Origin of the sequence: Rhizobium sp. 768_B6_N1_8 (assembly GCF_051811225.1) — a bacterium.
Classification (GTDB): domain Bacteria; phylum Pseudomonadota; class Alphaproteobacteria; order Rhizobiales; family Rhizobiaceae; genus Rhizobium.
The window spans coordinates 1,159,135-1,179,801 of record NZ_JBPWPV010000002.1; the positions used below are offsets into that span (position 1 = coordinate 1,159,135).

Sequence of the window (20,667 nt, forward strand, 5' to 3'; positions counted from 1 at the left end):
GGAGATCAACCATGAACTGGCACCCGATCGGCGAGATCTCCGATATTCCTTTGCGTGGCTCCCGCTGCGTGAAGACCCCGCATATGAATATCGCCGTCTTCCGCACGGGCGAGGACGAGGTCTATGCGATCGAAAACCGCTGCCCGCACAAGGGCGGGCCGCTTTCCGAGGGCATCGTGCATGGAAATGCCGTCACCTGCCCACTACACAACTGGGTGATTTCGCTGGAGACTGGCAAGGCACTCGGCGCCGATGACGGCGCGGTGCGTACCATCCCGCTCAGGAACGAGGGCGGCAGGCTCTATATCGCGCTCGAAAGCCTCGTTATGGCGGCCGAATGATGGGAGCGGAGGTCAGGACCACCTGCCCCTATTGCGGTGTCGGCTGCGGCGTGATCGCCCGGGTGGACGAGGCCGGCACCGTGACCGTGAAGGGCGACCCAGAGCACCCGGCCAATTTCGGGCGGCTCTGTTCCAAAGGTTCGGCGCTTGCCGAAACCACCGATCTCGACGGTCGGCTGCTCCATCCCGAAATCGATGGCAGACAGGCAGGCTGGGATGAAGCTCTCGCTCTCGTCGCCAACAGATTTTCCGAGACCATCGCCCAACATGGCCCTGATGCCGTCGCCTTTTATGTCTCGGGGCAGCTTCTGACCGAGGATTACTATGTCGCCAACAAGCTGATGAAGGGCTTCATCGGCTCCGCCAATATCGACACCAATTCCCGCCTCTGCATGTCTTCCTCGGTCGCCGGCCATCGCCGCGCTTTCGGCTCGGATACGGTTCCCGGTCTCTACGAGGATCTGGAACTTGCCGATCTCGTCATACTGACCGGGTCCAACCTCGCCTGGTGCCATCCTGTCATCTACCAGCGGCTGGCTGCCGCCAAAGCGGCCCGGCCGGGCCTGAAGATCGTCGTCATCGATCCGCGCCGGACGATGACCTGCGATATTGCCGATCTGCATCTTGCCATCCGTCCCGACGGCGACGTGGCGCTCTTCATGGGGCTTCTGGCCCACCTCGCGGCAAGCCCTGCTATCGACCAGAACTATATCGGCGCCCATACGGAAGGTTTTGGTGCGACTTTCGCAGCTGCCGCTGCGCTATCGGTAGACGACCTGCTTGAGCGCACCGGCCTGCCGGCCATGCAGGTGAGGGAATTCTTTCGCCTGTTCGAGACGACCGAGAAGGTCGTCACCTGCTACAGCCAGGGCGTCAACCAGTCCACGTCGGGCACTGACAAGGTCAACGCGATCATCAATTGCCACCTGGCAACCGGCCGCATCGGCCGCCCCGGCGTGGGGCCGTTTTCGCTGACGGGACAGCCGAATGCCATGGGCGGGCGCGAGGTCGGCGGACTCGCGAATATGCTGGCAGCCCATATGGCGATCGAAAGCGCTGACGATCGCGACCGGGTGCAGCGCTTCTGGAATGCGCCTGAGGTTGCCGCCAAGCCCGGCCTGAAGGCAGTCGATCTGTTCCGCGCCGTCGAAGAAGGCCGCATCAAGGCATTGTGGATCATGGCGACCAATCCCGTCGTTTCCCTGCCGGATGCACGTCGTGTCGAGGCTGCGATTGCTGCCTGCCCCTTCGTGGTGGTGTCCGACATGTTGCGCGAGACCGATACGACACGGTACGCGCATGTGCTGCTGCCATCGCTCGGCTGGGGTGAGAAGAACGGAACGGTCACCAATTCGGAACGCCGCATATCGAGGCAGCGCCCCTTTCTCGCTCTGCCGGGAGAGGCGCGCGCCGACTGGTGGCAGATGGCAGAAGTCGGCCGCCGGATGGGCTTTAACGCCTTCAACTACACGTCTCCGGCCGACATCTTCGCCGAACACGCGGCACTCTCCGCCTTCGAGAATGATGGCAGCCGCGACTTCGACATCGGCGCCTATGCCGAGACGGAGGCGCCAGCCTATGATGTGCTGAAACCGTTTCAGTGGCCGCAGCCTTTCGGAGCAGAGGAAAGGGAAACGCGGTTTTTTGCCCAGGGTGGTTTCTTCCACACCGATCGCAAGGCGCGCTTCATTGCCGTCGAAGCGCCGGCAACCGAAAGAACAGATTCAGCCTATCCGTTCACTCTGAATACGGGCCGCATTCGCGACCAGTGGCACACCATGACACGGACGGGAAAGAGCGCGCGGCTGTCATCCCATATCGCCGAGCCTTTCGCGGAAATCCATCCGCGCGACGCGATGGAACTTGGCGTGGCCGATGCCGCCCTCGTGCAGATCGAAAGCAGCTATGGCAAGGCCATCATCCGCGCGCTGGTAACCGACCGGCAGGCACGCGGCAGCGTCTTCGTGCCGATGCACTGGAGCGACCAGAATTCGGCTGAGGCGCGGATCGGCGCCGTCGTCAAACCCGCAACGGACCCTGTTTCGGGTCAGCCCGCCTCGAAGAATGTCGCGGTTGCCGTCAGCCGCTATCGCGCTGCCATCTATGGCTTCGCTGTCAGCGTGGCAAAGCCTGATGTGGCGGACGCGGACTATTGGGCACTCGCCAAAGCCGATGGCGGATGGCGGCTGGAGCTTGCGTTCCATAACGGCATCGAAGACTGGATGGCCCGGTGTCGAAAAAGCTTCGGCATTGCCGACCATATCGAGCCCTTGGGTTATGCCGACCAGCAATCCGGCGACCGGCGGATCGCCTTCTTCGACGGAGAGAGGCTGCTTGCCGCGCTCTTCCTTGCAAGAGAGCCGGTTGCCGTCGCGCGCAACTGGGCGGTGTCGCAGCTGACTGCCGATCACAGCAATCTGCGTCGCCGCTTTGCCGTCATCGCCGGCCGACCGGGCGCCGACAGACCGGATCCGGGTGCGACGGTCTGTTCCTGCTTCAGCATCGGCGTCAACCAGATCGCCGCCGCCGTCCGCTCCGGCTGCCGCAGCGTCGAGGCGATCGGCAACGAACTCAAGGCCGGCACCAATTGCGGTTCTTGCCGCGCCGAAATCAGGGGGATCATCAATGCCTGTGTTGCAGACGCTGCTGAATGATATTGCCGACCGGGCGCCCGCTCGCATGGCGCCGCTCGCCAAGCTGCCGGTCTTCTGGTCGCTTGCCGGACAACGGGTGATCATCGCTGGCGGCTCGGATGCCTGTGCCTGGAAGGCGGAACTGCTGGCTGCCTGCGGTGCGAAGGTCGAGATCCATGCGGAGCACCTCGGCGAAGCCTGCGCCACTCTCATCGAGCGCGGCGCGCCACATCCTGAAGGCGCGCTCATCCACCGTCCAATGGCGTGGCGCGAAGATATTTTTGCAGGTGCGGCCCTTGCCATAGCGGATTGCGAGGATGAGGCCGAGGCTCGAACGTTTTTCGAAGCGGCGCGGCGAGCCGGCGTTCCCGTCAACATCATCGACAAGCCGGCTTTCTGCCAGTTCCAGTTCGGCTCCATCGTCAACCGCTCGCCTGTCGTGGTGTCGATCTCGACGGATGGAGCGGCACCGATCCTCGCCCAGGCCATTCGCCGCCGCATCGAAACGCTGTTGCCGACATCCCTGAAATCCTGGGCGGTCCTTGCCCAGTCACTGCGCGAGGAGATTGCTCTTCGTCTTAAACACGGCGCAGAGCGCCGCGCCTTCTGGGAGCGTTTTGTCGATCGCGCTTTCGGAGCCGAACCGACGGAAGCAAGCGCCCGCGACATGCTTGCTGATATGGAAAGGCCCGCTCAGACACGCCCCGTCGGGCGGGTGACGCTTGTCGGCGCCGGTCCGGGCGATGCGGAATATCTGACGCTAAAGGCCGTGCGGGCATTGCAGGCCGCCGATGTCATCCTGTTCGATGATCTGGTGTCGGACGAGGTTCTGGAACTGGCGCGGCGCGAGGCAAAACGCCTGCTCGTCGGCAAACGCGGCGGGCGCACGAGCTGCCGCCAGGAAGATATCAACGAGATGATGCTGACTTTCGCCAAGGCCGGCAAAAACGTTGCCCGGCTGAAATCCGGCGACCCGATGATCTTCGGCCGCGCCGGAGAGGAGATTGCCTATCTGAGGGAGAACAATATTCCGGTCGAGGTCATCCCCGGCATCACGGCGGCCAGCGCCATGGCCTCGCGGCTCGGCGTGTCCCTGACGCATCGTGATCATGCGCAGAGCGTTCAATTCGTCACCGGACATTCGCGCCATGGCATCCTGCCTGACACGATCGACTGGCAGGCGATCGCAGACTCAAGAAAAACGACGATCTTCTACATGGGCGGACGCACCGCCGGAGCGATCCAGAACAGGTTGATCAAGGCTGGCCTCGATGCAAAAACACCCGTCGCGATCGTCAGTTCGGTTGCCAATGCCGACGAGCGGCGCTGGACCGGCAGGCTCGATCATCTTTCTTCGGCCATGGCCGGAATCAGCCTCGACCGGCCCGTACTCATCGGCGTCGGGGAGGTTTTTGCCGCCTGCGGTCTGATGGCCGAAACCGGTCTCCCCGTTGCGGCCCAGGCTTGACGACCGGCCGGGTCGGAGAACTCGCTGCAAATCGGGTCTCAAGTCGGATGTATACACGTAACTGGAGCTCGGCTTGCTGCGGCTTCAACTTCCACGCGGACCACACTCTCCCCGACTCCAGGGGTCGAGACGGGAGCCCAAAGCTTTGCCACAAGGGCTGCGACAGAAAATGGCGATGAAGGGTGACCGGGTCACGCCGAAAACCCCAAACACGTCATATCACCGTGCTTGTGATCCCTGTCGGCGGCGGGATAAGACAACCGCAAATGTAGTCGTTACCGCGATTGCCGCCAAAATCGCTCCCCATTGGTCGTGGGTTATTTTGTCAAAGCCCTCGTTGTTCGCAAGCACGAAACTGGCGCAGGTCAATACGCCAGCAGCAAGCCCGACATAGGCCACCGCAAATCCGGACAACACCCTGGTCGAGAACAATATCAACGGAAGATACAGTACGCCCACGACCGGGTCGTACGGTCCCAAGATGTCCAGTAAGAAGACAGCCGAAAGGCCTAAGGGTATTATGAGGAGCATAGTGATGCTCGGGGGTTGTTCGCTTTGCATCTTAACGTCTCCAGTGAACTCTCGCGGCGGGTTCCGTAGCGCCACCGCAGCAGCGTCGCTGTGCAACACTGTTGGTAGCTCGGAACATTCGGGAGCTATGTGCGGACTACGTGCAATGTCCCCTAGGCTGCATTAGCCGGCTCGCCCTGGCTTCTGAAATGAGCGATACCTGTAACGGCTTCCGTAACCGGCATTGTTATTCCTTGCCGCTCCGCCATTTCGATGACGGCATCGCAAATCGAGGCAAGCTCAAGCCGATTTCCTTTCTCGAAATCCTGGAGCATCGAAGTCTTTACATCTCCGAGCATTCGACCGGATTCAATGATCGCATCGGGATCGACCTCAAGTTTGCCACCATAGGCCTCGATGACAGGAATGACCTCCCGAAGCATCTGTCGGCTGACGTCAGAGAGATAGTGATTGCCGAAATTCTCACGAAGCGTCGCACCCGTTATTGCGGTCACCGGATTGGAGATAAGGTTGCGTACGACCTTCGTCCAAACGGCATCGCGAATGCGCGTGGCGACACGGACGTCGATTCCTGCGGTATTTAGAATCGCTGCCAGTTCGCCGACACGTGCAGACAGTCGGTCATCAAGCTCCCCGATCGTCATCTGCAACGGATTGAAGGTTTGCGCGGTCCCCCAACCCAAACGCTCGGCCGTTATGACAGTGGTCGTGCCTATGATTTGCCGCGATGGCATCAATTTCTTCAGGTCGCCCTTTGGGTCGACAGACCGAACAACTGGACCGTCCCACAGCCCACCTTCGCCGTCGAAGTACCACCACGGGATACCATTGACGACCGGGATGATCGTCGTTTCACTGGTAATGAGCGGCTGCAAGGACGCGGCCAATTCCGGCAGGTCGTAAGATTTTGCGCACAGGAATAAGATATGTTGCGGGCCAAAGTCTGCCGCCCGGCCAACCTCCACTTGTGAGCGGTGATCCCCTTCCTTGTCCAGCAGCCGTATCCCGTTCTCCCTTATCGAGGCCAGGCTTCCGCCTCGAGCGATCAACCTTACGCGGAAACCGACGATCGAAAATCTTGCGGCAATCGTGATGCCGATAGCGCCCGCGCCTGCTACACAAATCGATGGAACCTGATCGTTCTCTTCGAGAAGTTGCGACATATAGTGTCTCCTGCTGAACTTCGGTGACGCCGCGAGAATGACAGCGTCAACCTTTAGGCATGGTTTTCCGCGGGTTAGCCGGAATTTGGCGACTTCCTGGACGCTGATGGTGAGATGTTAGGCCGCGAACAGTGCCGAATGGATGTTACTGCCGGCTCCGTGGCTAAGAGTTGAACATGCAGACTCCTACCGACGGATTGGACAGCTATCTGATCCGCGTTAGTAGCAGTCGGGAGAGGTGACAACGGTTCCGACAACGTTGCATGTCGGCCTCGATCCAGATGCTTTGTTCCGATCAATTCCGATACGAAGAAGTTATGACTTCGCTGTCGTCTACGCATCTATACGGAGGTCTAGCCAGCGCCTACAATTGGTGTATAGCCAAAACCGCGAGCTAGCCCTATCAGCTCCTTCGGATCCTCCCAACGAGGAGATAACGGGTCGTTTCGTCCACTCATTCGGCTGCCCATCTGCCAAACCGAGCGGAAAATTGGCAACCAGCAGGTTACCAGCTTTCGACTTTGGCGCCTGCCCATCGACACACATCTGCACCGGATAGTGCGAGGACAGCTCCAGCGCGTTTTTGAACACAGCGCCGGTCGACCTACCTCTTTGTCCCGGCATCGCTACACCTCGGTATAGATGCATGCGGTCATTGATCAGGGGTATTCTAACAACTGCGTAACGGCCTAAGGAAATGCCTCCGTCAGAAGCAGCAATGCGATTGGTTTGCCTCATACGCAACCAGTCAAGACCCGGCTCTTTCGCCCGCGTCGGCCTTGGAGGCGGAAACCGTGGAAATTCCGCAGGGCTTCTTAGAAAAGCGGCCGACCTCGCCGCTGTCCGGATGCTGACGACCAAATCGTTACCGCAATTCAATGGAACTTCACCAATCATGCCCCAAGACCCGGATAAAAGAGCAGGCACGCCAAGATGTTTCATTCTGGAGACAGGCATCGTGTGTTTTATCGCTTTCGCCTGTTGCCTCGCGGTATGGGCCTCGCTCGAGCTTAGCGTTGCCTCAAGCGAGACGGATGAAAGCCCCCGCGCTGCGTCTTCGGTGCCAGTAAAGGTCGCCAGGCCAGTTCCCGTGTATCTTTACAGTCTTGGTTCGGTGCACGGATTGAGCGCAGTCACCGTCAGAACGCGAATAGAGATTCGAACTGCGGGTGTCGCTGGTAGCTAATTCCCCCCAAACTCCTCCGTTTTCGCGACGATGGCTCTCGGTGGAGTCGTCCTCAGCATTTGCTGGACGGCAACCTGCTGACAGGCGCGATGATTTTCCTGGGCGTCGACGGCAGCATCCCTGATGGCCCTTCACCGCCTCGCTCAGGTGCATTCGTCATCTGTGCACCACGATCTAACCAGTGACATTAGGTAGTATTTCGCTCAAACATTTTGCATCATTCTTCGATTCCCTTTTACGCGACACGAGATCTCACATGCCCTCGAGACTGAATCGCAAATTGCAGATGCCCCGCCGCGACGACCTCGGCCTTCTGACGATCGCCAATGGTTCCGGCCTCTCCATATCGGCGCTGCCGAACGGCACGCTCTTCTCCATCGATTATCTCGACAGCTTCGGATCGGTGCAGATCAACCAGATCCAGGGATCGCCGCTGTCCGGCAGCGTCGGGCGCCTCTATCTGCGGATCGGCGGCAAGAAGCCTGCCGTTGCAGAGATCGTCGGACCTCGGGCGCAGGGTCGCTTTGGCCACAGTGAGGCAGGCTTCTCCTGGAGTGGCGAAGTCGAAGACATCCACTATCAGGTGAGCCTCGTGCTTGCCCCCTCCGAAACGACATGGCTCTGGCATGTCACGCTGAAGCATTCCGGTACGGAAAAACTGCCGGCCGATCTCGTGCTGGTTCAGGATATCGGCCTCGGCGATCGCGGTTTTCTGATGAACAGCGAAGCCTATGCCTCGCAATATGTTGACCATCATATCGCCGAGCATCCCGTCTTCGGGGCCGTCGTGATGAACCGGCAGAACCTCAAGCAGGGCGGCGGACGCAATCCGTGGCTCGCGCAGGGTTGCCTGGAAGGTGTTGCCGCCTACGCTACCGATGCGATCCAGTTGGTCAAATCGGCCGCCGGCAAGGATGACCTTCTGGTTGGTCCCTTCGGCAGCAACCTGCCGAGCCAACGCCGGCAGCATGAAATGGCCTGCCCGGCCCTTCAGTCGAAACCGCTCTCCATTTCGGCCGAAGGCGTGACCGCGAGTTTCTTTGGCCTGTTCCTCAACGATCATCAGGCGGCATCCGACAATAGCGATCTGTCCCGCCTCGATCATCTGAAAGCCGTCGAAAAGACGGCTGCTGGTCCGGCAGAGCAGGTGCCGCCGCGCAGCATCCTGCAGGACGCCGGGCTGCTGACGGTCGAAACGCTCGACGACAAGGCGCTTACCCGCCTCTATCCCGATCGTATGCTCGAAGAACGCGTAGACGGGAAGCTGCTGTCCTTCTTCGTGCCCGAGGGCGCCCTCAATCGCCACGTGGTTCTGTGGGAGAAGGAACTGCAGATCGCGCGCCGCCATGGAGCAATCGTGCGCAGCGGCCAGAATATGCTGCTCGACGATGTCACATTGGCATCGACCTGCTGGATGCAGGGCATATTTGCCGCGCAGCTGACGATCGGCAATACGTCCTTCCACAAACTGTTTTCGGTCTCTCGCGATCCCTACAATCTGACGCGGGCCAGCGGGCTGCGCATCCTGGCTGATATCGGTCAGGGCTGGCAGCTTCTCGGCGTGCCTTCAGCCTTCGACATGGGCCTCAGCGATTGCCGCTGGATCTATCGCCTTGGCGACCGCACCATCACCGTCACGGCGACAGCGTCAGGCGAAGATCCCGCCATGCAATGTGCCGTCTCTGTCGAGGGTAAGCCCTGCCGCTTCCTGGTCTTCGGCCATCTCGTTCTCGGCGAGCGGGAATATGACACAAGCGGTTATGCCGAATTCGACGCAGAAGCCAAACGCATCCGCTTCCGCCCAGACCCGCGTTGGCTCTGGGGCGAGCGTTTTCCCGATGCCAGCTACTGGCTGGTGAGCTCCACGCCTGGCGCCGTCGAGGCGGTTGGCGGCGACGAGTTTCTTTATGAAGACGGCGTGGCCCGCAACGGCGCCTACATTGCCCTGCGCTCCCACGAGACACAATCGCTCGCCTTCGCCGTCGTCGGCTCGATGACGGACATCGCAGAGGCCGAGCGTCTGGCCGATCGCTACGCAGGTGGCATCACGCAGGAGGCGATGCTCGATCCAGCTTCGCGTTTCTGGCAGCACGCCATTCGCGGCCTGACACTCGACAAGCCCAAAGCCAATGCGGTGGCGCATGCCGCGATCCTGCCCTGGCTCGCACATGATGCAATCGTGCATCTCAGCGTCCCGCACGGGCTGGAGCAATATACGGGCGCTGCCTGGGGCACGCGCGATGCCTGCCAGGGGCCGGTGGAATTCCTGCTCGCCTACGAGCATGACCGGGAAGCCAAGGAAGTGGTCAAGACTGTCTTCAGCGAGCAGTATCTGGAAAAGGGCGATTGGCCGCAATGGTTCATGCTGGAACCCTATGCCAACATCCGCTCCGGCGACAGCCACGGTGATATCGTCGTCTGGCCGCTGAAGGCGCTCTGCGACTATATCGAGGCAACTGGCGATCTCGCCGTCCTCGATGAAAAGGTGGTCTGGCGCGACGACAAGACCATGGGCAGGGCACCGGCCGATACGATCACCGTCCATGTCGACAAGCTTCTCGCTACCGTGCGCGAGCGCTTCATTCCCGGCACGCATCTAATCCGCTACGGCGAAGGCGACTGGAACGATTCCCTGCAGCCGGCCGATCCGCATCTGCGCGACTGGATGGTGAGCAGCTGGACCGTTTCCCTGCTCTATGAACAGATCGTGCGTTATTCCGCTATCCTGCGTCGCATCGGCCAGGCTGCTGACGCCACGGAACTGCGCAAGATCGCCACCGCCATGCGGCGCGACTTCAACAAACACCTGATCCGCGATGGCGTGGTCGCCGGTTACGGCATCTTCGATCCCACCCATGACGGCGTCGAGCTGCTGCTGCATCCCGACGACCAGCGTACCGGGCTGCACTATTCGCTGATCTCGATGACGCAGGCGATGCTCGGCAAACTTTTCACGCCAGAACAGCGGCAACAGCACATGAAACTGATCGAGAAGCACCTGCTCTTCCCCGACGGCGTGCGCCTGATGGAGAAGCCTGCGACCTATGCCGGCGGTCCGGAGACGTTGTTCCGGCGTGCGGAATCCTCATCCTTCTTCGGCCGCGAGATTGGCCTCATGTATGTGCATGCGCATCTGCGCTACTGCGAGACCCTGGCAATTGCTGAGGATGCAAAGGCGCTCTGGAGGACGATCGGTCTCGTCAATCCGATCGCCGTGACCGACGCCTTGCCACACGCCTCACTGCGCCAGCGCAACACCTATTTCAGCAGCAGCGATGCCGCCTTCCCTGACCGCTATCAGGCGACGAGCGACTGGGACCAGGTCAAGGAGGGCGAGATCGACGTCGACGGCGGCTGGCGCATCTATTCCAGCGGGCCCGGCCTCTATGCCCGCAGCTTCATCGAAAACATCCTTGGCTTCAAACGCCGCTTCGGACGACGCAAGCGCGAACCGCTGCTGCCGTCTTCCGCCTCGATCACGATCAAGACGGATCATGCACCCTGGCGCCGGCTAAAGGGCCCAAAGCGAAAGGGTTAAGCGGCAACTTCGCGTACCCGAGGCGGGATCGGATTGGGAGCGGCGAAATGGCAGGCGGCCATCTGGCCGCTCGCTACCTCTGTCAAAGCGGGCCGTTCGACTTTACAGATGTCCTGCGCGATCGGACAGCGAGTGTGAAAGCTACAGCCGTGAGGGATGCGCGACGGGCTCGGCACGTCGCCTTCAAGCACGATGCGGCGGCTTTTCCGGTCCGGATCGGGCTCAGGTGCCGCTGACAACAGCGCCTGCGTATAGGGATGCTGCGGGGCCGAATAGACCATCCGCTTGTCACCTATCTCCACGATTCTGCCGAGATACATCACTGCCACACGGTCAGCGATATGGCGGACGACGGCGAGGTCATGGGCGATGAAGAGGAAGGAAAAGCCCTTCTTCTCCTGAAGGTCCTGCATCAGGTTGATGATCTGCGCCTGCACGGAAACGTCGAGTGCGGAGACCGGCTCATCGGCGACGATAAAGCCGGGATTGAGGGAGATCGCCCGGGCAATACCGATGCGCTGCCGCTGGCCCCCGGAAAACTGCCGGGGATAACGGTCCATGGCGCTCGTCGGCAGGCCGACCTGCGTCAGGAGATCGGCGACCCTCTCGCGCCGTTCGCGCTTCGAGCGGATGAGGCCGAAGGCGTCCAACGGCTCGCCGATGATTTCGGCGATGGAGCGCCGCGGGCTCAGCGATCCATAGGGATCCTGAAAGATCATCTGCACATTGCGCCGCATGCTGCGCATCTTCTCGTGCGACAACGCCGTCAGCTCGGTGCCCTCGAAGAAAACACGGCCATCAGTCGGCTCGATCAGCCGCAACAGCAGGCGTCCGAGTGTGGACTTGCCGCAGCCGGATTCTCCCACAAGCGCCAGCGTTTCGCCACGCAGGATCTCGAAGCTCAGATCATCGACGGCGCGCACGCCGCTACTCTCCTGCTTGAAGGACAGCATGCCGCCATCGGAAAACACCTTGCTCAACCCTTCGGCCCGCAGGATTGCGTTCATCGCATATGCTCCTCGATCGATGGGAGGGATACCTTGTTTTCGGCTGTAACCCAGCAGGCCGCCTTGTGCTTCGGACCGAAGGCAAACATCGGCGGCATTTCGCTGCGGCACTTGTCGATATGCAAAGGACAGCGGGTGTAGAAGGGACAGCCCTGCTTGACCGTGCCGGCGAGCGGTACGGAACCCGGGATCTGATATAGGCGCGAGCGCTCATCATCGAGCCTTGGGATCGATTGCAGCAGGCCGCGCGTATAGGGATGGCTCGGGTTACTGAAGATCGAGCGGACATCCGCATCCTCGACCACGTGGCCGGCATACATGACGATGACACGATCGCAGACCTCGGCGATGACGCCGAGATCGTGCGAGATCAGCAGCACGGCCGTGTTCAGCGTCTTGCGCACCTTCGCCATCAGGTCGAGCACCTGCGCCTGGATGGTCACATCAAGTGCCGTCGTCGGCTCATCGGCGATCAAAAGCTTCGGATTGCAGGCAACTGCCATCGCGATCATCACCCGCTGGCGCATGCCGCCCGAAAACTGATGCGGATAGGCATCGAGACGCCCTTCCGGATTGGGGATGCCGACAAGCTTCAGGAGTTCGATGATGCGGGCACGGCGCTCTCCGCGGTTCATCTTCTCATGCAGCTTGATCGCCTCGCCGATCTGGTCGCCGATCGTCATGACCGGGTTCAGCGAGCTCATCGGCTCCTGAAAGATCATTGCGATGTCGCGGCCGCGGATCTCGGGCATGGCGCTTGCCGGCAGTTTCAGCAAATCATTGCCCTCGAAACTGATCTTGCCGCCGGAAATCCTACAGAGTTCCGGCACCAGCCGCATGATTGCAAGCGAGGTGACGGACTTGCCGGAACCGGATTCGCCGACGATACCGACCGCTCCGCCAGCTTCGATTTCGAAGCTGACATCATCGACGACAACGATCGGGTTTGCCGGTGTTCCGAATTCCACCCGCAGATGCTCGACACTCAGCAAGGGCTGCTTCATTGGCTCGTCTCCGGATCCAGCACGTCGCGCACGGCGTCGCCGATCAGGTTGAAGGAGAGAACCACGAACGTAATCGCAATACCGGCGCCGATGATCGGCCAGGGTGAACCGAAGAGGTTGTTAAGACCGTCACGGATGATATTGCCCCAGCTTGGATTGGGCGGTTGCGTACCGATGCCGAGGAAGCTGAGCGAAGCCTCCAGGCGGATGGCGGAGGCGACCCAAAGCGTCATCAACACGACGATGGGGGCTGCAATGTTCGGAATGATGTGGCGTAAAATAATCGTCGGCGTGCGCACACCGACCGCGACCGCCGCTTCAACATAGGGCTCCTGCTTGACCGCCAGCGTCGAGGCGCGGGCCACACGGGCAAAGCCGGGGATGAAGGCGACCGTTATGACGGCGATAATATTCCAGAAGCCGCCACCGAGCACGGCGGCGATGATGATCGCCAGCAACAATTCCGGAAAGGCGAGCAACAGGTCGATGACGCGCGAGATGAGGCGGTCGGTGATGCCGCCGAAATAGCCGGCGGTGACGCCGAGCAGGGTGCCGAAAATCGCAGCCAGAACCGGCGATATGAAGCCGAAAATCAGCGAGTTGCGCGAGCCATAGATCATCCGCGACAGCACATCGCGGCCAAACTGATCGGTGCCGAGCCAATGGCCGGCTGACGGGTTCTGGTTGATCGTCAGAATGCTCTGGGCGAGCGGATCATAGGGTGCAAGCCATGGCGCAAAGGCGGCGACGAAGATGAAGATCGCGACCACCAGCAGCGCAAAACTGGTGGATATTCGCCCATAGAGGATGTGGCGGAACGCATCCGCCAGCCGGTGATCGTCAGCAATGACCTGGGGTGCCTGTTCGGTTGCGGCCATCACTTCACCCGGATTCTTGGATCGACGACGATGTAGACGAGATCCATCGCCAGATTGATCAGCACCACGAACATCGCAAAGACCACGACGCCCCCTTGAATGACACCATAGTCACGCTCAGAGATGGCGCTGATCAGCAACTTGCCGATGCCTGGGCGGTTGAAGACGAGTTCGATCGCCACGGAACCTGACAGCGTCGCCAGCATGCTGAGGCCGAGCCCGGTCGTCAGCGGCAGAAGTGCATTGCGCAACCCGTGGCGATAAATGACGCGCGTTTCGCGCGCGCCCTTGGCGCGAGCGGTGCGCACATAATCGCGGCCCATCACCTCCAGCAGCGAGGTGCGGGTGAGGCGTCCGATGAAGGCCGCCTTGACCAGTGCCAATGTAAGCGCGGGTAGGAAGACATGGTGCATGCGGTCAATGAAACCGGTGCCGCCACCATTGATCGGGAACCAGCCGAGATTGAGCGCGAAGGTAATGAGCAGCAGCGCGCCGAGGTAAAAATCTGGAATGGCATAGCCGAACAGCGAAAAGCCGCGCATGGCCGAATCCGGCAGGCCGTTGCGATGCGTGGCTGCCCAGACACCAAAGGGTACACCGACGACAACGCCCATGATCATCGCAACGATCGTCAGCTCGATCGTGTAGGGAAGATTATAGACGATCAGTCCGAGGACCGGCTGGTCGGTCATGGCGGAACGGCCGAAATCAAGGCTGAGCGTGCCGATGACGAAGTTGATATATTGCTGCCATAGAGGAGCGTTCAGCCCCATCCGCTCGCGAAAGAGCTGGAGCTGTTCGGCCGTGGCATTGTCGCCCAGCGCCGCAATTGCCGGATCGCCCGGCAGAATGCGCATGGCAATGAAGACAAGTGTCAAAACCAGCAGGATGGTCGGAATAGCGTCCGCCAACCTGAGCAAGAGATACCGGGTCACAGATCCGTCTCCTCCCTGTCACCGCCAGAGCGGTCTCCTCCTTCGGCGCGGCCGGCGTTCCCGTCGGCGGACGCCCATGTACGTATGCACGGTTCAGTCCTGCAGCGCCGTGTAGTAAGGCTCGTTGGACAGGTTGTCCTCAAGACCTGGTGACAGCACGTGTCGCCCGCCCCTCCTCGAGCTGACGAAAAACTGCAGGTGAAACTTGGAGTCGGTGTAGTCGCCGGGAATGGTCGCGGCGAAGCCATCGCCATTCCGTGTCATCTTCGCCGAATTCCAGCGCTCGGCCTGATTGACATGACGATAGTGCAGCACCGGTTCCTCGTCCACCGTCTCATCGACATGCACCGTAAGCGCCTCGCCAGCTTTGAATGTTGCAGGTGCTGCGATACCCGCAGTGCTGGAGATCACCGGCTGGCGGGCCTTGAGCGCCTTGACGGCTGCAAGTACCTGCTCGTCCGGCTGCACCGCTTCAAACTTGCCGGCGCCGCGCAGCGACTCCAGATCGAGAACTTCGGCCGCCATCTCGGGCAGGCGCGATTGCCACGAGCCGCGCAGCCAGGATTGCGGGCCGTAGGTCAAGTCGTCGTGATAGATATCGCGGGAGACATCGGCCGCCGCCTGCCAAGCCATGACGGAGCGCTTCGCGTGATCAATAACGGGCTCGATCAGCGTCGTGACCTTGGTGGCGATGAAAAGCTCCGCCCAGCATGCAGCCCGGAAGCGCTCCGCGAAGAAGCGGGCAATGCCGGCCGAGATCTGTATGTCGATCATGATGCGCTGGACGGCGGCGGAGCCGAAGCTTCCGGTCGCCTTCGCCCTTGTCAGAGCCGCCTCACAGCCTTCCGCCATCTCCTCCAGCCAGTCGGCCACATCAAGTGGTGTGTAGCGATGCGAGGGCTTGCCAGCGAGAAGCAGTTCAGCATATTCGCGCGCATTGGCAAAGAGCGATGAATCGAAGGTTGGTGCATTTCCGAAACGGACCGGCCCTTCCATGTCGAAGCCATAGGCGCGACGGCCCGAGCCTTCGACGAGTGCAAGGTTGGTGTAGACTTCCGGCCAGTAGTGATTGTTGGACGCTGAAGGGCCGTGTGCCAGGGTGATCAGCGGCAGCACGCGGCTTGCCCAGGAGAGCCCCTTCTCGCAGTCGGCGGCGGCATCGCCGCATTCATGTTCGAGATAGCGCATCCAGCTTTCGCGCGGTGCTTCCGGATAAAAGAGCAGTCGCCCCCAGACGCGGTATTGATACTCATATTTCTGCCAGTCGTAGCGCGTCGGCAGGCCGTGCTTCTGGTAGTTGAAGCGACCACCGGGAATGCCGGTACCCATACGGCCCTTGAAGCTCTGCGGCTCGCACCATTCAACGCCGTCGGAGCCGGCAAACATGGAGCTGCGGCCATAACCGGCGGCAAATTCCGGATCGCCCCAGAGCAGCACCCGCTGCGTCCCCGCCCAGATGCGGTAGATGACCTTGTAGTCCTTGTCCTTGGTCAGGAGGTCACCGTAGCTGTAGCGCAAGAACTTGCGGGAACCTTCGCTGAGCTGCTCGCGCTCGCTGCGCGCCACCTCTGGCGGGTACTCCTTGTTGCGAATAGCGGACTGGTGATAGGGCGGCCCCATATGTTCGGCGAGATATTTCGGCGAGGCGGCAAAGGGCATTCCGGACTCGCGGGCGATCTGCAACATGGTGTGATCGAGACCCTTGCCATGCATGTCGATCTCGACAGGACGGCCGGCGGCAGCAACACCCGCGAAAGCCTCTTTCCAGAACCCGTACTCGCCTTCCGCAATGCCGCCCTCGACATGGACGCGGAATGTCAGGCCGGTTATCTCGGGGACTTGCCGCAGCAATTCGGTGATCGCATCGCGACAGTAAGGTGCGAGATTATCATCAGTGACACCCGTGACCGTGTAGTTGGCACGTGGCACGTCGTCGAAATCGTATCGCTGCGTCCAGAGCGCCAGCTGGAATTCCAGCCCGCGCTTGGCGGCCTCACGACCAATGAATTTCAGCATGTCCAGATTGGTTTCGCGCTCCTCGTCGGAGAGCTCGGTGACGTCAACGTCATAACCCGGCAGCTTCAGCAGGAACGGATAAGGGAAATAGAAATAGACGTCGGTGATCCACGGATTGTGGTAGGGATAGTTGTAGCCCATGCCAAGCGTCAGCGCGAAACGGTTGAACCGGTTCGATGCCAGCATGGTCAGATAATCGCGCCATTGCTGCTTGTGGTGGAACCAGACCTTGTCTTCTTCCTCGCTGCAGAAAAGCCGCGCCATGCTGCGGATGCGAGCTGACGGTTTTTCGGCAAGAGGAAACCTGCCTGCAAACAGGTCTTCGCCATCGCTATAGCGCACGCGATCGGCGAGCTCGGTCAAAGCATAGACCATACCCCTTTCGTCATGCGCCCACACGGTAATCGTGTTGCCGTCGCGGATGAGAGCAAACGCCTCCTCGCTCCGCGCCATCGCCGCCGGCGCCTGTGGCGATCCAACCTCGGCCACCACGATCGAGATACCCTGCCCCGACGCCTTATCGGAGGACTTCGCACCCCGCCGCTTCAGGCGGCTGCGCAATTCGTCGATTGCCCATGCGACACTGTCCGAAAGCGGTGTGGATGGCAGGCTGAAGGATACGGTGTCGGCTTGCGCCATGTCTGACCTCGCAGGAATAAGACCAATATCAGCGCGCAAGGCGCAACGCTCCCCGCTCAACGCTGGGAACGATCATGATGTCGGAACGTGTTCGCGACTGGAGCATCAGACCGAAAATATGAAGCGGTTTTCGAACAATCCGATGCTTTAACAAAGACCTGGAGCGGCGGACGCGATTCGGTTTTTGTCCGCCGTTCTAAGGGAAGTTAGGCCTTGATCTTGGCCTTGGTCAGCGGCCAATTCACATAGCCGGAAACCACATCGTAGCCGAGATCGACCTTTTCAGAACGGACGATCATGAAACCGTTATTGGAAACGGGCAGAATGACCGCATCCTTGAGGGCCTTGATCTCGATTTCCTTGACGATCTCCAAGCGCTTGTTGAGATCCGGCTCGGCAAGCGCCTTGCCCAGGAGGTCGTCGATGCCTGGAACGGCAGCGCCATAATGGCTCATATTCGCCCCGCCATTGCCATCCGAGCGAACTTCAGCGCCCTTCGACAGATAGGTGACGATCACCTGCGTCGGCACCGGCGGCAGCGCAGACGACTGCTGCGACAGCGTGTTGGTGCCAATGTTCTGGTCGGCATGGAAGGCTGTATGATCCTTGATGTTCAGGTCCATATTGATGCCAACCTTGCGCAGCTGCGCCTGGATCATCAGCATGATGGCCGAAAAATCCTCGCGCTGCGACGTATCGTTCTTGAAGCTGAAGCCATCAGGGAACCCGGCTTCGGCAAGCAGCGACTTGGCTTTTTCAGGATCATACTTGTAGGCAACATCGGCCGGGATGTTTTCCGCCGTGAAGCCACCGGGATAGGAGGGTGGATTGAGCCCGTAAGTGCGTTTGCTGATCGGCGCGATCGCTGTGGTGATCTCGTCGCGGTCGATCGCATAGAAGAGCGCCTGACGCACACGCACATCGTCGAACGGCTTCTTCGTCACGTTGACCTGCATGGTGAAGAAGCTGCCGGGGCTGACGACGTCGAAGATCAGGTTCGGATCGCGTTGCGACATGGAAGCCGCCCAGCCGGGGGCACGAACGCCCTCAATCAGATGCACGTCGCCTGACAGCAGCGCCAGCGTACGCGCCGTCGTATCGGCGATATAGAGGCATTGCAGCTTGGGTGTCGCCGGCTGGACGTCCCAGTGTTCTGTATTGGCAACCAGCATGACGCCCTGCGACGGATCCGGATAGACAGTTTCCAGCACATAGGGGCCGGTTCCGATCGGATCGCGGCCGATCGGCTCCTCGCCCTTCTCCTCGACTGCCTTCTTGCTCATGACGGAGGCGTCGTAGTCGCTGAGAACGCCGAGCAGGAAGAGCGGATCCGGCTGCGCCAGCTTGAAGGTGACCGTGTAGGGATCGTCGGCCACGACCTCGCTGATATTGGTGAATTTCGGACGCACGCCACCGACGCGGACGGCATCGCGAATGCGGTCGAAGGTGAACTTGACGTCCGCGGACGTCATCTCGCCATAGCCCTTGTGGAACTTGACACCCTGACGGAGCTTCAGCGTCCAGGACTTCGAATCCGGCGTTGAGCTCCAGCTCGTTGCAAGGCGCGGTACGAGCTCGTCTATCGTTGCCGGGAACTTCCAGAGCGGCAGGTCGACGAGCTTGTCATAGACGTGGATAATCGCCCAATTGTCGACACCCTGGATCGACTTCGCAGGGTCGATGGTCCTGAGGCCGCGGGCAGCAAAAGCAATTTTCAATGTATCGGTGGCTTGCGCAAACGCGGCCGGCCCGAAGCTTGCCACAATACCGGCGCCGACAACGGCAGCCGCAGAATTTTCCATGAATTTACGTCGAGTAATCGCCATGCTCAGATCCTCCCTTATCGAGGCGCTGCATCCCGGTTGACGCTTAATTCCCGGTATTTTGTTATGAAGCGTCTTCTGGGTCGACGAGCAACGCAAGGGGACGGTAGCGCTACCAGATACAGGCGTCAAGTTTGTTCGACGGCGGATTTATGGGCGTTTTGGAAAAGCTCTTATTCAAATTGCGACATATGCCGCAAGCGAAAGATCGGCGGTCTTGGCGTCAGTCGCCCGCCAGCCGGCGCCGCAGTTCCCCGCTGCGGTCGGTGCTGACACGTTTCTTGATTTTGAAGCCCAAGTCGACAATCCGGTCTCCGCTGTCGTCTCCGCTCAAGCGGCGACGGAGCGCCATAACGGCATTGTAACCGGATTCCCATCGGGGGCTGCGCACACTAGTGATCGAAGGATAGGCCGCTTCCATAATGTCGAAATCGTTGAAGCCGGCGATGCCGAAATCCTCGGGCACGCGGATGCCGCGCTCCATGCATTCGAACAGCGCACCAAGCGCCATGACGTCATTGTTACAGAAGACAGCGTCCATATCCGGATTGGCGTCCAGAAGATCGGCCATCAGCTTGCGGCCCGTCGAGGGCGTTGCAAAGCGCGGCGTTTCCCAGCCCACACCTTCGGGAATATTGTCGCTCCTGTCGATCGGCGAAATATAGCTCGGATTATAGATGCCGGCTTCCGTCAGCGTGTCCTTCAGACCGGAATAACGGCCGAAGGAACGGCCATTCAGCCAGCCGCTCAGAAAACCGATATGCCGGTAGCCGGCCTCGATCAGGTGACGGGTTATCGCCCGGCCGGCCTCATAATGCGAAAAGCCGATGATCGTATCGATCGGTTTGTCCGTCAGGTCCATGATCTGGATGACTGGGCAACGAGCATCTTCCAGCATTTCGCGCGCGCGATCGCTCTGTTCGGTGCCCGAGACGATCATGCCCGCCGGCTTCTGGCGCAGCATCTGTGCGATCAGTCGCTCCTCCTCTTCCGGCTGGTAGCGGGTATTGCCCATCTGGATCTGCAGCTCAGTGCCTTCGACACCGTCATAGACGCCGCGCAGAACGTCGGAGAAAATATTCTGGGTCAGCGAAGGAACCAGGACACCGATGACATCGGCCCTGACGGAGGCGAGCGCCCGAGCGCTGAGATTGGGAACATAGTTCAGTTCCCTCACCGCCTTGTCGATATTGGCGCGCAGGGCAGCAGAAACCTGGCTCGGATCACGCAGCGCCCGCGACACCGTAATCGCCCCGACCCCGGCGAGACGCGCAACATCGGCAATCGTGGGACGACCATCGGTCCGTCGGCTTCGCAATCTTTTCTCCCCTCGCGGCATTTCGGAACAGCGCTGCCCCTCCCTTGGAGGGTTTTTCAGGCATTGCCCAAAGCGAATATGTCAATTCCAAAAAGCAACATCGCAGTCAACACAGGCGCAAAACCAATCAGTCCGCCACGATCCTGATAGCGGAACGATGCGCTTCCCGGTCGAATGAAATGTCTGG

Annotated in this window: 13 protein-coding genes; 4 read left to right on the top strand and 9 right to left on the bottom strand. The window is 60.4% G+C overall.

Annotated features, from left to right (window positions below; genetic code table 11):
* Positions 1-11 precede the first annotated feature (11 nt).
* From nirD to cysG, 3 genes are read left to right on the top strand one after another with little or no spacing between them, the layout of a single operon-like run.
* Positions 12-341, top strand: coding sequence for a nitrite reductase small subunit NirD (gene nirD, locus AB8B33_RS29685; protein ID WP_007816845.1), 330 nt, complete (start codon positions 12-14; stop codon positions 339-341).
* The gene (locus AB8B33_RS29690) at positions 341-2,995 is read left to right on the top strand and encodes a nitrate reductase (protein ID WP_439018887.1); all 2,655 of its coding nucleotides are present in this window, start codon (positions 341-343) and stop codon (positions 2,993-2,995) included. Before nirD ends, AB8B33_RS29690 begins: the two co-directional genes overlap by 1 nt.
* Positions 2,967-4,442 (top strand): siroheme synthase CysG, encoded by a 1,476-nt coding sequence (cysG, locus tag AB8B33_RS29695; RefSeq protein WP_439018112.1) that lies wholly within the window; start codon positions 2,967-2,969, stop codon positions 4,440-4,442. Before AB8B33_RS29690 ends, cysG begins: the two co-directional genes overlap by 29 nt.
* 219 nt (positions 4,443-4,661) lie before the next feature.
* On the opposite strand, the gene AB8B33_RS29700 is transcribed toward cysG, so the two are convergent.
* A complete protein-coding gene (locus AB8B33_RS29700) occupies positions 4,662-5,003 on the bottom strand; it encodes a hypothetical protein (protein ID WP_439018113.1) in 342 nt (113 codons plus the stop codon).
* 122 nt (positions 5,004-5,125) lie between these two features.
* Complete coding sequence (locus tag AB8B33_RS29705) at positions 5,126-6,136, bottom strand: ketopantoate reductase family protein (protein WP_439018114.1); 1,011 nt, start codon at positions 6,134-6,136, stop codon at positions 5,126-5,128.
* Positions 6,137-7,578: 1,442 nt separating this feature from the next.
* Between AB8B33_RS29705 and AB8B33_RS29710 the strand changes: the two genes are divergently transcribed.
* Complete coding sequence (locus AB8B33_RS29710; protein WP_439018115.1) at positions 7,579-10,860, top strand: GH36-type glycosyl hydrolase domain-containing protein; 3,282 nt, start codon at positions 7,579-7,581, stop codon at positions 10,858-10,860.
* Here the strand turns inward: AB8B33_RS29710 and AB8B33_RS29715 are convergent.
* The 7 genes from AB8B33_RS29715 to AB8B33_RS29745 all read right to left on the bottom strand — a co-directional run bounded on the left by AB8B33_RS29715 (position 10,857) and on the right by AB8B33_RS29745 (position 20,480).
* Positions 10,857-11,867 (bottom strand): ABC transporter ATP-binding protein, encoded by a 1,011-nt coding sequence (locus AB8B33_RS29715; protein ID WP_439018116.1) that lies wholly within the window; start codon positions 11,865-11,867, stop codon positions 10,857-10,859. The genes AB8B33_RS29710 and AB8B33_RS29715 overlap by 4 nt on opposite strands.
* Positions 11,864-12,871 carry an ABC transporter ATP-binding protein gene (locus AB8B33_RS29720; protein ID WP_439018117.1) on the bottom strand — a complete coding sequence of 336 codons (1,008 nt, stop codon included), beginning with the start codon at positions 12,869-12,871 and terminating at the stop codon, positions 11,864-11,866. The genes AB8B33_RS29715 and AB8B33_RS29720 overlap by 4 nt, the downstream gene beginning before the upstream one ends.
* Positions 12,868-13,749 carry an ABC transporter permease gene (locus AB8B33_RS29725; protein WP_113320408.1) on the bottom strand — a complete coding sequence of 294 codons (882 nt, stop codon included), beginning with the start codon at positions 13,747-13,749 and terminating at the stop codon, positions 12,868-12,870. The genes AB8B33_RS29720 and AB8B33_RS29725 overlap by 4 nt, the downstream gene beginning before the upstream one ends.
* Positions 13,749-14,684 (bottom strand): ABC transporter permease, encoded by a 936-nt coding sequence (locus AB8B33_RS29730; RefSeq protein ID WP_113320409.1) that lies wholly within the window; start codon positions 14,682-14,684, stop codon positions 13,749-13,751. The genes AB8B33_RS29725 and AB8B33_RS29730 overlap by 1 nt, the downstream gene beginning before the upstream one ends.
* A gap of 93 nt (positions 14,685-14,777) precedes the next feature.
* Positions 14,778-17,339: a hypothetical protein gene (locus AB8B33_RS29735; protein ID WP_439018118.1), complete on the bottom strand. Its 2,562-nt coding sequence runs from the start codon at positions 17,337-17,339 to the stop codon at positions 14,778-14,780.
* 206 nt (positions 17,340-17,545) lie between these two features.
* A complete protein-coding gene (locus tag AB8B33_RS29740; protein ID WP_439018119.1) occupies positions 17,546-19,165 on the bottom strand; it encodes an ABC transporter substrate-binding protein in 1,620 nt (539 codons plus the stop codon).
* A 220-nt stretch (positions 19,166-19,385) separates the two neighbouring features.
* Complete coding sequence (locus AB8B33_RS29745; RefSeq protein WP_439018120.1) at positions 19,386-20,480, bottom strand: LacI family DNA-binding transcriptional regulator; 1,095 nt, start codon at positions 20,478-20,480, stop codon at positions 19,386-19,388.
* Positions 20,481-20,667: the final 187 nt, after the last annotated feature.

Bases quoted from the DNA above. Each gene is read 5' to 3' on its own strand.
- nirD (WP_007816845.1), top strand. From the start codon at position 12: ATGAACTGGCACCCGATCGGCGAGATCTCCGATATTCCTTTGCGTGGC.
- AB8B33_RS29690 (WP_439018887.1), top strand. From the start codon at position 341: ATGGGAGCGGAGGTCAGGACCACCTGCCCCTATTGCGGTGTCGGCTGC.
- cysG (WP_439018112.1), top strand. From the start codon at position 2,967: ATGCCTGTGTTGCAGACGCTGCTGAATGATATTGCCGACCGGGCGCCC.
- AB8B33_RS29700 (WP_439018113.1), bottom strand. From the start codon at position 5,003: ATGCAAAGCGAACAACCCCCGAGCATCACTATGCTCCTCATAATACCC.
- AB8B33_RS29705 (WP_439018114.1), bottom strand. From the start codon at position 6,136: ATGTCGCAACTTCTCGAAGAGAACGATCAGGTTCCATCGATTTGTGTA.
- AB8B33_RS29710 (WP_439018115.1), top strand. From the start codon at position 7,579: ATGCCCTCGAGACTGAATCGCAAATTGCAGATGCCCCGCCGCGACGAC.
- AB8B33_RS29715 (WP_439018116.1), bottom strand. From the start codon at position 11,867: ATGAACGCAATCCTGCGGGCCGAAGGGTTGAGCAAGGTGTTTTCCGAT.
- AB8B33_RS29720 (WP_439018117.1), bottom strand. From the start codon at position 12,871: ATGAAGCAGCCCTTGCTGAGTGTCGAGCATCTGCGGGTGGAATTCGGA.
- AB8B33_RS29725 (WP_113320408.1), bottom strand. From the start codon at position 13,749: ATGGCCGCAACCGAACAGGCACCCCAGGTCATTGCTGACGATCACCGG.
- AB8B33_RS29735 (WP_439018118.1), bottom strand. From the start codon at position 17,339: ATGGCGCAAGCCGACACCGTATCCTTCAGCCTGCCATCCACACCGCTT.
- AB8B33_RS29740 (WP_439018119.1), bottom strand. From the start codon at position 19,165: ATGGCGATTACTCGACGTAAATTCATGGAAAATTCTGCGGCTGCCGTT.